Here is a 13,497-nt window from a genome sequence, read left to right as displayed (position 1 = left end):
TTATTGAATAATAGAATAGTATTGGAAATGAAATGTAGAAAGAACTGATGATTGTTAGCAAGTAGTTAGAGTAAACAATGTAGGAAATATGAGTACAGTAAGTGGTGTAATAATAACATTATTATCGATAATCTCAATTTTTTTTATTTAGGAGAGCTTTACATTATATATAATAACAGCCAGGTTACGAAAAATAGTTAAAAAGATACGGTATCGATAATATAAGGATTACACCTACAACAGTCACGGCTATAATTTTAATTACTTCGCTCGTTACTTCCTTCTCCAAAACAACACCTCCCGACGCGTTTAAAAATCTATTGTAATAATACTATCATTAGACAACCTTATTTTTCTAATTAGAATATTCATGTTAAACACTTGAAGAAATTACTTATCTATATAGCAAATAAATGTTTTAAGTCTCTCTTTACACGATAAAGGAAAGCGAACTTTAAAAAGATGTTTTTTTATTTGAATATTCTTTAATTTCACATACCGTATTATAGATAAATAAACTTAAAACAAAAATAACAATAATTGGTTTTGTTTTAAAGGGATTAAACAGAAAACTTCGAAACATATAGTATCGAAAATAAAAACAAAAACTACATATTTTAAAGCGCATCTTCGCAGGAATCAATTACAAATGAAAGGAGATAAATATGCATAAACTTCAAACGAATAAAGGTGCTCGTTATATGATGATTGCTTTTATTGTTTTGTTTCTTACTATGCTTTTGCGTATTTTCTATATACAAGCAGTAGGAGTCGTGCATAATGTGGATGTAAAAGATCTCGCGAATGAACAACATAATAAAAATGGAGTATTAGAAGCAAACCGTGGCACAATTTATGACCAAACTGGAAAGGTACTAGTACAAGATTCCGCAACGTATCGAGTTGTTGTGAATTTAAAAGGAAAAGATAAAGTGAAAAATAGTGATGAAACGGCACAACAATTAGCTGATGTACTTGAAATTGATAAAGAGGAAGTAATAAAAAATTTTCATGAAGGACGCACACAAGTTGAAATTGGAAAAATTGGTCGGAACTTATCTAGAGAAACGAAGGAGAAAATTAGGAAATTAAAAATACCGGGTGTATCTTTTATGCCTGAAAAAGCAAGAGTGTATCCAAATGAAGATTTTGCATCCTATATACTTGGTTTTGCTAGACCAGATGATAAAGGAAATACGGAAGGGAAATTTGGACTTGAAAAAAGTTTGGATAAATATTTGCGCTCTACGAACGGGAATATAGAATATGTAGGAACACGAAGAGGTATCCCACTTACAAATGACATAGGTAAAGTAGAACCTGCTAAACATGGAAATAACGTATATCTTACGCTTGATAAGCAAATTAATAGTTTTTTAGAAGAAGCGATGAACAAAGCACAACAACACTATGATCCTTCTATGTTAATAGGAATTATTGCAGATCCAAAAACTGGTAAGGTTTTAGCGATGTCTAGTAAGCCTAGTTATAATCCTAATAAAGGCGATATTGAATACTTTTTAAATGATCCAATTGCAAACGCATATGAACCAGGTTCAACAATGAAAGTGTTTACGTTAGCTGCTGCTATTAATGAAGGTGTATATAACGGGAAAGAATATTTTCAATCAGGAAAATATTCGGTTGGTTCAACAGATATAAAGGACCATAATGGTGGATTTGGATGGGGCTCAATTACATTTGATGAAGGCTTTGAAAGATCGTCAAACGTAGCTTTTTCTATTTTAGAAGATCAGTTATTAAAACCCAATAAATTTAAGAAATATATGAATAAATTTGGTTTCAATCAAAAAACAGGAATAGATTTACCCGGAGAAAGTAAAAATACATTATTATTAAACACACAAATCCAACAAGTTACAACTTCTTTCGGGCAAGGTTCCACTGTCACTCCTATTCAATTAATACAAGCCGCTACGGCAATAGCAAATGACGGGAAAATGATGCAACCATATATCGTTGATAAAGTTGTAAATCCAACAAACAAACAAGTTATTATGGAAAATCAACCGAAAGAAATTGGGAATCCAATAAAAAAAGAGACAGCGGACAAGGTAAGAAGCTTAATGGAGCGTGTTATTACGTCTTCAAAAGGAACTGGTACAATGTATAAAGTGGATGGTTATCCAATTGGAGGTAAGACAGGAACAGCACAAATTCCGAACCCTGAAAATGGACGATATATGGAAGGGAAAGAAAATTATATTTTTTCATTTTTAGGAATGGCTCCAATTGATGACCCAGAGTTAATCGTATATTTAGCTATTAAGCAGCCGAAATTAAAGGGCGACGAGTATGGAGCCCAGCCTCTTGCTGAAATATTTAAACCAGTTTTAAAAAATAGTCTTGAATATTTAAAGGTGAAACCATATACAGAAAAACAAATTGCAGATGTAACGAAGCAATCTCAATTAAAAGTACAAAATTATGTGAATCAATCGATGGATACAGTAGAGGAAAGTGTAGAAAAAGAGAAGTTACAGCCGGTTATTTTAGGAGAAGGAAAAATAATAAAACAATATCCACAGTCTGGTGAGGTAATGAGTGAAGGAGATCGCGTATTTCTATTAGGAAATAACGCAAAAATGCCAAATGTAAAAGGTTGGTCCATGCGTGATGTTATGTATTTCTCTAAGCTTTTAAAATTAGATTTAAAAACTTCAGGGACGGGTTATGTAACGAATCAAAGTATTGAAAAAGGGCAAGATTTACAAGAAGGTGATACGTTAAAACTAGAATTAGAACCACCACTACAACCGTTAGTAGAGGCAATTACGAATTAATTTGGACATTTTGAAGGGTCTATATATAATGGGCTCTTTTTTGAGATTCTAGTATTTTCACGCACCGTAATTTTTAGAAAAAATAATAAATAAGACTATTAACATTGGCGTAACTTGAAATATGTGATTATTTATTATTTACAGTTAAATACATATGTGATAATATGGAAAAAATCAAATGCAGTGAAGAGAAGAGTAAATAAAATGAATTTTTCACAGAGAGCTCCATAAAGCTGAAAAGGAGCAAAAATTCTTTATTGAACCAAGCCTCTGAGCAGCACATCGGAATCTTATATAAGAGGATGGTGTGACGGGAGCTCCCGTTATAGAGCTACGGTATAAGCATGAAAACAATGCAGTACCTGATAAGTTTAATATGGCGACATATTAATAAACTAGGGTGGCACCGCGATGATAAATCTCGTCCCTAAGACTATAAGTCTTGGGGGTGGGATTTTTTATTGTTTTAAAACAATATGGAAAGCGGGGGCCTAAAGTGAAAAAAATACTTAAAGATTGGAAATATCCTTTATTACTACTGTCCGGAGTTGGTATCGCGAATTTAGGTGCATGGATTTACTTAATAGCACTGAATGTACTTGTCTATAATATGGGTGGCTCAGCCTTAGCTGTTGCTACTTTATATGTAATTAAGCCACTAGCCGCTTTATTTACAAACGCTTGGTCAGGAAGTATGATTGATCGTTTAAATAAACGAAAATTAATGATACACCTTGATATATATCGTGCAATATGTATCGCTATGTTACCTTTACTTCCATCACTTTGGATTGTTTATGTATTCGTATTCTTTATAAGTATGGCCAGCGCAATTTATGAGCCGACTACTATGACGTATATGACGAAATTAATTCCAGTAGAGCTAAGACAACGTTTCAATTCACTACGTAGCTTAATATCATCCGGTGCATTTTTAATTGGTCCGGCGGTAGCGGGAGCTTTATTAATAGTGAGTACACCAGAGTTTACTATATATATGAATACTATAGCATTTCTCTTATCAGGATTAATTACACTACTTTTACCCAATCTTGATAAAAAAGAAGATTCTCATTCACCTAGTAATACAATATCTATTTCACTATTAAAAAAAGATTGGAACACTGTTATAAATTTTAGTAGAAAACATGTGTATGTCGTATGTGTGTACTTCTTATTCCAAGGAATGATGGTACTAGCTACCGCAACTGATTCACTTGAATTATCATTTGCGAAAGAAATTTTATTGTTAACAGATAGTGAGTATGGCTTTTTAGTAAGTATTGGTGGAGCGGGCTGTATTTTAGGCGCCATAACAAATACAATTTTATCAAAAAGATTAGCACCTTCATTTCTAATTGGGATAGGATCATTATTCATCGCACTCGGATATTTAATCTACGCTTTTTCAAGTGGATTTTTAATAGCTGCTACCGGATTTCTTATTTTATCTTTCTCTATGGCATATGCAAATACAGGGTATTATACATTTTACCAAAATAACGTTCCTGTTCATATGATGGGACGGATTGGGAGTATATATGGGCTCTTTATTGCAGTAGTAACAATTTTTATTACAATATTGTCTGCTGTTGCAACGCAATTCATCTCTATACAACTTGTAGTCATTGTAGGAGCATTAGGAATGCTGTTTATAACTATCGTATTGTGTGTATTTACTTTATTACCATCACAATTTAAGTGGGGTTCCGATGAATCAATAAATTCGAAATGAATTTTGTGTTCTTATTAATAATTTATCGTATTCAATTAAAGGGTTCTTTCCCCTTTATATGGAAAAATAATAAGGGGAAAGAACAATAAGAAAAGACAAGGGTGGTTGTCGTGATAAAAACAAAAGGGGAAATAGACAAAATTGTAAAAGAGATGTATCGGAATATAGATTTCTCTGGGGTAGTTTTAGTAAAAAAAGAAAAAAACTTAATCTATGAAGAGGCGTTTGGTTACGCAAATAGAAGTGAATGTATAAACAATACACTACAAACAAAATTCGGAATTGCTTCAGGATGTAAATTATTCACTGCAATCGGCATCTGTCAACTTGTTGAAAAAGGTGTAATTACTTTTCATACAAAGTTAAAAGATTGTCTACATATTAAATTTCCAAACTTCAATGATGATATTACAATACACCAACTTTTAACACATAGTTCTGGTATTCCAGATTATTTTGACGAAAGTATAATGGATAACTTTGAGGGTCTTTGGAAGCAAACACCTATGTACCTTTTAAAAAGTTTAAAAGACTTTTTACCATTATTTCAAAACAATAATATGATGTTTGCACCAGGAAGTAAGTTTCACTATAACAATGCAGGCTTTATCGTACTGGGATTAATAATAGAAGAACAAACAGGACTTGAGTTTGCGGAATATATAGAGCAAAAAATATTCAATCCAATTGGCATGAATGATTCCGGTTATTTCTCTTTAGATACATTACCAAAGCACACCGCTCTTGGATATATAAAAGATGTAAATAGCCAAAAATGGAGAACAAATGCATATTCTATACCGATAAAAGGTGGTTCTGATGGCGGTGCTTATATTACCGCACCAGACATGCTTAAGTTCTGGGAAGCATTATTTAACTATGAAATATTAAGCCAAGAATATACTAATTTACTTTTAACTCCTCACATTCAAGTAAATAATAATCAGTTTTACGGCTATGGAATATGGATTGAAACAAGACAAAATAATATTTTTAAATATCATATAATGGGCTATGATCCAGGTGTTAGTTTTCGCTCGGCTGTTTATCCAGACTTAGGAATTACATTAGTTATTCCTTCGAATAAAGGAGCAGGACCTGAAAAATTAATGAAAGAACTAGAAAAATCTTTTTGAAAAAGTTTAAAGAGCTCATGCTAGCATTTGCCTTGAAATGTACTCTTTATATTTCGATAAACGTTTGATTAAAAGTCTTCATTTTAATTATTAAATGAAGACTTTCTGTAATTGATTAACACTGTTTTATGATTGTATATCGATATTTATATGTAATATTAAAGAGGTGGGAAAAATGTGTATATATTAAACGGTAGTATGTTTATTGTTTTTGGAGTCATCTCCTATTTAATTGTACGAAGTATTTTAATTGGGATGAAAAATAAAAAACATGTAAATTGGTGGAAAGAATTAATTCGTTTTCTATTCGTAGTATACATTTGTATGGTTGTTGCCGTAACTTTATTTCCTTTACCAATTGGTTTTCCTTCTAGTGCTGAAAATCTTAGTCGTTCAGTTAATATTATTCCCTTTGCATCAATTTTTAAGGATATTGGTCAAATAGGAAGTGCTTATGATGGTGATGTCCTATTTATGATCGGTCTAATCGTAAGAAATGTTGGTGGGAACGTTTTATTATTAATGCCTTTAGGTTTTTTAGCACCAATTATATGGGATACATATAAAAAGATTAAAAATACTATTTTATTAGGATTTACCATATCAGTTAGTATTGAATTATTACAACTAATTGAGTCTTTATTTAGTGGATCGGCACGTATTACTGATATTGATGATGTGATCTGTAACGTTCTAGGTTCTATTGTTGGTTATTTTATTTATAAAATCACTTTAAAGCTAGCTGCTACATTTAACATGCAAGTAGTAAATAAAACTAATTCTAAAGATATAAAATGTATTGATAAAAGTTAAACGAGTTTATGAATGTAATAATAATGGTAATAAAGACGTACGAGTAAAAAGTATGTCTTTTTATTTTTATAACTAATGAGTAAGATTGATGGGAAATTACATTTCACATTATACACTTTAAAGTAGCTATCGTGTTTCAAGTATGGAATGAAAAGAGGCGAATATAATTTTCAAAGGCAAACAAGTATATAGGAGGACTCTAAATGGATATTCTATTTGTTATTCTTATAATTATATTAATGCAAGGTAAGGAATATAAAGTGAATATTAATCGTATTTGGATCATTCCGGCTTTGCTGTGCCTCGTAACAATCCAGTCCATTTTTCATATGGGGCAATTAACTATATTACAAGTACTACTATTTGTTGCAACGCTCGGAATTGGATTTGGTCTTGGGGTTATTAGGGGGAAAGCATTAACATTTCGATTAGATAGTGAAACAGGTCATGTATTACGAAAGGGAAATTGTTTAAGTACAATTATTCTACTTGTTATTTTAGGTGCAAAAGTTGTGATTAAGCAGAGTATGTTTTCTGGCAGTACGCATCAAACATTAACGATTGTAACGAATGCCTTTTTATGTATCACATTAGGTACTGTAATTAGTAGAAGATATTATATTTGGAAAAAATATAATGAATTAACACAAAAAGCGTAATTTCATTCTTCCCTTGTTTAACAACGCTATGAACGGTAATACTAAATAACATTGAACATTTACAACAAGGGATGATAATATGATATTCATTTACACAGACTTCGGTGGTACACATACAACTTCACTAGCTGCAGCGTATCATTTAAATAAATTACCAACTGATCGGAAGTTAACGAAAGAAGAAATATTAAATGTAGAGTACTTCAATAAATTAAAAACAGAAGATATGGGGAAAATTATTTTTCATGGAATAGACGAAAATGGCAATCCTGTATATACGATTGGATGTGGCGCATCAAAAGTCGTTGTACCTGCGATGAAGCATTTAGGAGAGATTCTACAAAAACATTATGAAAGCCATGAAAAGATTATTTTTTCTAATACATCACCTACAGTGCCTTTACCAATGACTTTTGGTGGTCTGTTTTCTAGGAGGTTTCATATCGATTTTATCGGCGTACCGTTACTCGTATGGGGAGCAAAAATTTGTTGTGATAACATACAAAGGCTTGTCAGTTATACGAAAGAAGCTGGGCGATTGACGAATGATTATGTTGTAATTTTAGATAATGAAAATTTTAAATAATGTATGGAAGAAGAAAATCGGACATATGCTCCGATTTTCTTTTTTTATTGGTGAAACAGACAAGAAATAGTCACATTTAATTTTCATCTACTATAGCCAAAACAATAAAGTCCTGTTACTATTACAGGGATATTCTCTTTTCATAGCATAAATATATAGAAAAATTAGAAAAGAGGAATTGAATTAAGGGAGGAACAACATGAAGCGTGTTGCTTGGATTACTGATAGTACAACTGCGAGTTTTACAACAGAAGGAGATAACTTTGTTATCCCAATCGAAGTTATTATTGATGGTGTGTCGTACAAAGATTGTGAAGAAGGTGTACGTGAACGTGTTTATAATGCGTTAAACGAAGGTAAGACAGTCACTACATCACAACCTAACATTGGGGAAATGGTAGAGTTATTTACGAAATGCAAAGAAGAATATGAAGAAGGATTTGCAGTTGCTATTAGCGGAAAAGTAAGTGGAACCTATCAAAACATGAAATTAGCTGCAGAAATGGCAGGGTTCCCATTAACGGTATTAGACAGTGAAACGACAAGTTATCCAATGGATGAACTAATTAGAAAAGCGAAATTGTTATACAATGATGGTATGACTTTACAAGATATACACAAAACATTAGTAGATGAAAAAAGAAGACCTTTTCATGTATTTCCAAAGAGCTTAAAAGGTTTGTATGCAAGTGGACGTGTAAAGGGAGTTCAATTTTTACTTGGAAGTTTATTAAGTGTCAACTTAATATTAGAAGTAAAAGGCGGCGAACTTTTACTTGAAAAGAAAGTTCGTAAAATCCAAAAATGTCGAGAATATATTAAAAATGAGCTTGAAAAAGAATTACCTAAAGTACTTCATATGTTCCATGCTAATGACAAAGATGGAGCTGAAGAATGGATTTCAGATATAAGACAAGCATTCCCTGAAATGGACTTCAAACTATATCCATTACCGATTTCATTTGCTGTTCATGCAGGTGAGGGAACAATAGCAATTAGTTATTAAAGTAAAACCCGTGAATCATTCACGGGTTTTTTATTTAATTAAAATGAAATGGAACCCTGCCAAATCTCCATCGAGCTTAGAAATCGATGATTCCTCAATACCTCATAGAAAACTGTGGAATGCTCTATTTATGGCTTATCCGATTATTTCTTACAATATTTAGGGAGGATCGAGTTGAAAACGGAATTATTTTAGTGTAAAATTACACTAAATAAAACATTAGTTACTTTTGGAGGAGAGAAAGTGAATAAAGATCATACAATTGAACTCATTTCAACGAAAATAAAGTTAATACGTACTGAAAAAAGATATACACAAGATAAAATGGCTGAAATTCTCGGGATATCCAAAAAAACGCTTGTTCAAATTGAGAAAGGGAGAACGAATGCAGGCTGGACCAACACCATTGCTATTTGTGCATTGTTTAGAGATAGTGAAGTTTTACAGAATGCTCTTGGGGATGATCCATTAGTAGTAATCGAAACAATGGCCCACAGTAGCACTAGCAATTTCAAAGAAAAAACATTGGGAGGAAAAATCTGGTGGAAACAGATTCAAGAAAAAGGGAACTTTCGTTTACAACAAAATCTGATTAGTCAGCATTATCGTATTTTAGACAAACAGGATTACCGTTGGTTTAATTCATTTGATTTAGAAGAAGCGCTAAATCAAATGAATCAATTAGCAACGGATTCAGACAGTCAAATAACCCCTTAAAATTATAGAGAATGCAGAAAAATTGGAGGGAGTTACATATGATCATTTTGAGTTTACTTTGGATCTACTATATGCCTTATCTCGTGTTATGCGGATTTTTTGGTGGATTGTATTTAATTATTATTGGGATTAAACATCGTAACTTACTCGTAAGTATACTAGGATTACTTAGTCTTTCCTTTGTCGTACTGCCTTTTATTTTTGGGGGAATGGGGATTGCTGAGAATAAACTTCTTGATATTCCTACAGAATTATACTGGATTCTATTTTCTTTAACTGGGCTATTAGCTGGAATCATTGGATTACGGTCAAAAATTAAAGGAATACGTAATATGGGATTTATTATTTTTACTAGTGGAATAGTAGGAGACCTTTTTTATGTTTTAATGTCTGTACCTGATTCCATGTATATCAACTAGTTTTTTAAACTAAGCTCATTTTTATTTACTACTACATGGTGACTTAATCCAAAAAAGATAGCACAACAAAGGTAGAGGAAGAATCGCTGTCTTTCTTTATGAATCAGTACATAAAAGGAGATGCTATAGTACCTATAGCATCTCCTTTTTCACATGAATCATTTCCCTATTAGCTGGATTTCACATAAATGTTTGATTTCATCCAGTACGTAGTAGGTAGCATATCGATAGCTATCTGTAATTTCTACATCCTCTGACTTTAAATAATAAAGGTAATGTTATCACAGTTGTTCCTGCAAGGGAAAAAGAAAAAATAAATAGTGTAGTAAAAACATTCTAGAATAAAGAAGCTTAGGAATATGGGATATAAAATATGGTAAATACTAGTTGTTAGAAAATTTTGATAATTAACAGAAGAATACAAAGCATAAGAAAGTTTACAATTTTCATGCCAACACTACAAACTTGACATGCTTATTGAGAAAGAGTGAGAATGAGTAATATAACACTTATCTAATACATTCAGGTGATATTAGTATTGGATTTATTTTTAAGGGGGATGTTTAATGAAACCAGAACTAATTGTTAGAAATTTCTTCAAAGAAGTGCGTTCAGGGAATAATCCAGACTTTTCAAATCGATATATGGCAGATAAAGTATTGGCACATCAAGTTATATCTGAAGAGGAACAAACAGTATACAGATCGCCAAAAGATTATGCTGAGCATGTAAGAGAGATGATTGAAGTATATGGAAATTTCTCTTTAGAAATTCAAGAATTATTAGTACAAGATAGTAAAGTATATGTACGCTGGAAGCAAGTAGGTACACACATAGGAGAAATAGATGGATACGAACCTACAGGCCTCCCTATAACTCAAATAGCAAGTGCGGTATATAGAATAGAAAACGGGAAAATTTCAGAGTATTGGATTCAAATTGATAGATCAGGAATTCAAAATCAATTAGAGTACAATAAGAACATTCAATAAATTATCTTTAAGAATAATAGTAAAAAGCACAAAAACAAGATTTTTAAAACGATTATTTCTATTACATAAAGGATACAAATCAATGCACTTTTTTACTGAAAGATTCATTCAAATTAATAAAAAAAGAGCATGTTTTAATAAATCTTTTAAAATATGCTCTTTTTTATTGTTTCTACGTGTACTGACATCAGCTTAGTGTAACTTTATTATATGGTAACAACAAACATAGACACCTGTTTATGAACCCAAAAAATAGCAATAATTGTTCATGCGGTTTAAATTCGGGATAGACTAGCTAACAATGAAAATAATAGAATCAAGTTGTAATGTGTATTTCGTTTTACACTGTAAGTCATTCATATTAAGTAATAGAATTGTAGAAACATATAATAGAATATTCGCACTAATATTTATACAGTTACAATCTATTTACATATAATATTATTAGGATTATATTGGCAATGAAAGAGAAAACAATAGATGGAAGGGGATGTTTTTTATGTTTAAAAAAGCAGCACTAGGGATTTCATCGTTAGCAATCACAGCGTTCGTCGGTTTAGGAATGGCAACAGAAGCTTCAGCTGGACCTGCAGCACCACTTACTTCACTAAACGTCGTACAAGTAGAGTCTGAGCTGGGCGGAGTAGAAACAATTAACCCAAACAGCTTTAGCACATCACGTAACCACGGGGGAAAATACTTATATATTACAACGAAAGAGATGGGATACGGTCAAAATCCATTTACTAAAATGAATGGTTCTAATGTAAAAAGTATTGGATCCACAATAATCGGCGGAAAACCAATCGTTGGCTGGTATTACAAATGGGATGCTTCTGGACATCAACAAGGAACATTTGAATACCAAAAAACATCTATAAACGCGCCATTTAATACAATGCGTACGTCAATTTATATCCAATAATTTTTGAAAACGTTCGCACATATAGAATAGTCAAAAAAGGTACTCCTAGGAGTACTTTTTTGACTATTCTATATTTACAATGCCGATCCCACAGCAAGAACACTTCCCATAAAATAACATCCTACACGTCTATGAAATTGATAGGAACGGGTAGTACAAGTCCTCTATAGTTAAAGTACGTAACCTTACATATTCCAATTCAATGAAAACAGAAAAAGACTGTATTACTTACGCCAAAATTCAAGATTAAAAAAGAATAGCTAAACTTATATAAGCTTAGCTGGATGAGTATGTGACGGAACCCTAAAATGAATTACATCTTTTTCATACCATAAATAATTTTGTATAGGGAGATGAAAGGATTTTTTAAAATAATAAAGAAGTATGTATAAACAAATATATAAATGGTAGTGATAGTATGAAAATCAGTAAGTTTGCAGAAGTAAATACTGTAAGTGTAGATACGATTAGACATTATATAGACCTCGGTCTCATTATTCCTGAAAAGAAAGGTGGGCACTATTTTTTTGATGAGTATTGTCAAAAAGATATGGAACTTATTTTAGAGTACAAAAGGCTAGGATTTAGCTTAAATGAAATTAAAGATCTTTTTCTTTATAAAAATTTAGGGAAATCTATAGATTACGAAAAAAATACTTTTTATCAATCTTTATTTAAATTGAAATATGAAAAGATTGAACAGGAAATAAAAAATTTAGAGGAACAAAAAGATAAATTAAAGGAAGCGTTAAATAATTTATCTATCCCTAAAATTTCGAATTCAATTTTAGGGATAGATTTAAACGTACTTAATGTATTTAAGTGTTTTAAGTGTTTTAAGTGTTTTAAGTGTAACGGAAATTTGATTCTTGAAGATGGCATTATCAATAAGAATCAAATTGTTGAGGGAAAGTTAATTTGTAATTGTGGTGAAGAATACGCGATTATTTCAGGGGTTTTAACAGCTGGAAACTCATATAAAGCATATGAAAAGACATCACTTGAAGATTCTATTTCGGATTATATCCATGAAACTGATACTGCTTTTTTGGAAAATGTTCAAAGAGGAGGAGAATGGGCGAAAAAGAAACTAATGCAACTAGATTTAAATGAAAAAATACTACTTGATTTAGGATCTGGTATTGGGTTCTTTTTACGAAATATTTATGAGGAACTACCAGGAAATTGTCTATATATTGCTGTTGATCGAGATTTGAATAAACTTTTATTTTTAAAAGATGTAATTGAAAGAAGAAACCCGAAAAGAAACATTCTATTTATCTGTGCCGACTTTTTAAACATACCTATTCAGAATTATTCTGCTGATATTGTCATTGATCAGTCTGGTACAAGTAATTATAGTTTTGAGCATAAAAACTTTTTGTTGCATGAATTAAATCCACTTTTTAAGCCAGAGTGTTATATGCTAAGCTCATATATTTTATTTAAAAATTTCAGCATACATAGTCATATATCAATTAAATTACGAGAGAATTTTACCTCTTCAAAAGTTAAGGGAGAAATTCAAAAACTACAGTTTCAAACCATTGATGAAAGAACTTCTAATTATTTGGAAAGAGGCGGGAAATACGAAAATTTCTTCGTTCAAGGAGAAGAAATTTATACATATTCATTTTTCGGAAGAAGATGGGGTTAACCCCATCTTCTTTTATTTTTCTTTTAAAACTTTTTAATAATAGCATAT

At 31.5% G+C, this 13,497-nt stretch carries 12 protein-coding genes and 1 other annotated feature; all 12 genes read left to right on the top strand.

Translation table 11 applies throughout. From position 1 onward, the window contains the following. Positions 1 to 665: 665 nt before the first annotated feature. The 12 genes from JDS92_RS06210 (at position 666) to JDS92_RS06155 (ending at position 13,449) form a co-directional block, all read left to right on the top strand. The gene (locus tag JDS92_RS06210; RefSeq protein ID WP_199631666.1) at positions 666 to 2,804 is read left to right on the top strand and encodes a penicillin-binding protein; all 2,139 of its coding nucleotides are present in this window, start codon (positions 666 to 668) and stop codon (positions 2,802 to 2,804) included. A 174-nt stretch (positions 2,805 to 2,978) separates the two neighbouring features. Next, positions 2,979 to 3,236, top strand: a binding site (T-box leader). A 64-nt stretch (positions 3,237 to 3,300) separates the two neighbouring features. Further along, positions 3,301 to 4,539 (top strand): MFS transporter, encoded by a 1,239-nt coding sequence (locus JDS92_RS06205; RefSeq protein WP_098911934.1) that lies wholly within the window; start codon positions 3,301 to 3,303, stop codon positions 4,537 to 4,539. A gap of 110 nt (positions 4,540 to 4,649) precedes the next feature. Then, positions 4,650 to 5,675, top strand: coding sequence for a serine hydrolase domain-containing protein (locus tag JDS92_RS06200; RefSeq protein WP_142345909.1), 1,026 nt, complete (start codon positions 4,650 to 4,652; stop codon positions 5,673 to 5,675). 177 nt (positions 5,676 to 5,852) lie between these two features. Next, the gene (locus JDS92_RS06195) at positions 5,853 to 6,488 is read left to right on the top strand and encodes a VanZ family protein (protein ID WP_000275661.1); all 636 of its coding nucleotides are present in this window, start codon (positions 5,853 to 5,855) and stop codon (positions 6,486 to 6,488) included. A gap of 203 nt (positions 6,489 to 6,691) precedes the next feature. Beyond that, positions 6,692 to 7,147: a CcdC protein domain-containing protein gene (locus JDS92_RS06190; RefSeq protein ID WP_098106574.1), complete on the top strand. Its 456-nt coding sequence runs from the start codon at positions 6,692 to 6,694 to the stop codon at positions 7,145 to 7,147. A 79-nt stretch (positions 7,148 to 7,226) separates the two neighbouring features. Beyond that, positions 7,227 to 7,733: a DUF3189 family protein gene (locus JDS92_RS06185; protein ID WP_000576344.1), complete on the top strand. Its 507-nt coding sequence runs from the start codon at positions 7,227 to 7,229 to the stop codon at positions 7,731 to 7,733. A gap of 199 nt (positions 7,734 to 7,932) precedes the next feature. Continuing rightward, positions 7,933 to 8,739, top strand: coding sequence for a DegV family protein (locus JDS92_RS06180; protein ID WP_000831953.1), 807 nt, complete (start codon positions 7,933 to 7,935; stop codon positions 8,737 to 8,739). A gap of 243 nt (positions 8,740 to 8,982) precedes the next feature. Next, positions 8,983 to 9,456, top strand: coding sequence for a helix-turn-helix transcriptional regulator (locus JDS92_RS06175; protein ID WP_001030624.1), 474 nt, complete (start codon positions 8,983 to 8,985; stop codon positions 9,454 to 9,456). A gap of 38 nt (positions 9,457 to 9,494) precedes the next feature. Then, positions 9,495 to 9,875 carry an ammonia permease gene (locus JDS92_RS06170; RefSeq protein ID WP_199631665.1) on the top strand — a complete coding sequence of 127 codons (381 nt, stop codon included), beginning with the start codon at positions 9,495 to 9,497 and terminating at the stop codon, positions 9,873 to 9,875. Between the two features lie 566 nt (positions 9,876 to 10,441). Then, positions 10,442 to 10,867, top strand: a complete 426-nt coding sequence (locus JDS92_RS06165; RefSeq protein WP_000801762.1) for an ester cyclase — start codon at positions 10,442 to 10,444, stop codon at positions 10,865 to 10,867. Positions 10,868 to 11,366: 499 nt separating this feature from the next. Further along, a complete protein-coding gene (locus tag JDS92_RS06160; protein WP_000472913.1) occupies positions 11,367 to 11,792 on the top strand; it encodes a DUF4879 domain-containing protein in 426 nt (141 codons plus the stop codon). Positions 11,793 to 12,210: 418 nt separating this feature from the next. Continuing rightward, positions 12,211 to 13,449: a methyltransferase domain-containing protein gene (locus JDS92_RS06155; protein ID WP_199631664.1), complete on the top strand. Its 1,239-nt coding sequence runs from the start codon at positions 12,211 to 12,213 to the stop codon at positions 13,447 to 13,449. The last annotated feature ends 48 nt before the right edge of the window (positions 13,450 to 13,497 follow it).

Source organism: Bacillus cereus group sp. N12 (assembly GCF_016483575.1).
Classification (GTDB): Bacteria; Bacillota; Bacilli; order Bacillales; family Bacillaceae_G; genus Bacillus_A; species Bacillus_A toyonensis.
The sequence above is the reverse complement of the archived record's forward strand: the minus strand, read 5'-3'. Positions and strand labels throughout refer to the sequence as shown.

What these genes read in the sequence shown, in the direction of transcription:
- JDS92_RS06210 (WP_199631666.1), top strand. Translation starts at nt 666, where the DNA reads ATGCATAAACTTCAAACGAATAAAGGTGCTCGTTATATGATGATTGCT.
- JDS92_RS06190 (WP_098106574.1), top strand. Translation starts at nt 6,692, where the DNA reads ATGGATATTCTATTTGTTATTCTTATAATTATATTAATGCAAGGTAAG.
- JDS92_RS06185 (WP_000576344.1), top strand. Translation starts at nt 7,227, where the DNA reads ATGATATTCATTTACACAGACTTCGGTGGTACACATACAACTTCACTA.
- JDS92_RS06180 (WP_000831953.1), top strand. Translation starts at nt 7,933, where the DNA reads ATGAAGCGTGTTGCTTGGATTACTGATAGTACAACTGCGAGTTTTACA.
- JDS92_RS06170 (WP_199631665.1), top strand. Translation starts at nt 9,495, where the DNA reads ATGATCATTTTGAGTTTACTTTGGATCTACTATATGCCTTATCTCGTG.
- JDS92_RS06165 (WP_000801762.1), top strand. Translation starts at nt 10,442, where the DNA reads ATGAAACCAGAACTAATTGTTAGAAATTTCTTCAAAGAAGTGCGTTCA.
- JDS92_RS06160 (WP_000472913.1), top strand. Translation starts at nt 11,367, where the DNA reads ATGTTTAAAAAAGCAGCACTAGGGATTTCATCGTTAGCAATCACAGCG.
- JDS92_RS06155 (WP_199631664.1), top strand. Translation starts at nt 12,211, where the DNA reads ATGAAAATCAGTAAGTTTGCAGAAGTAAATACTGTAAGTGTAGATACG.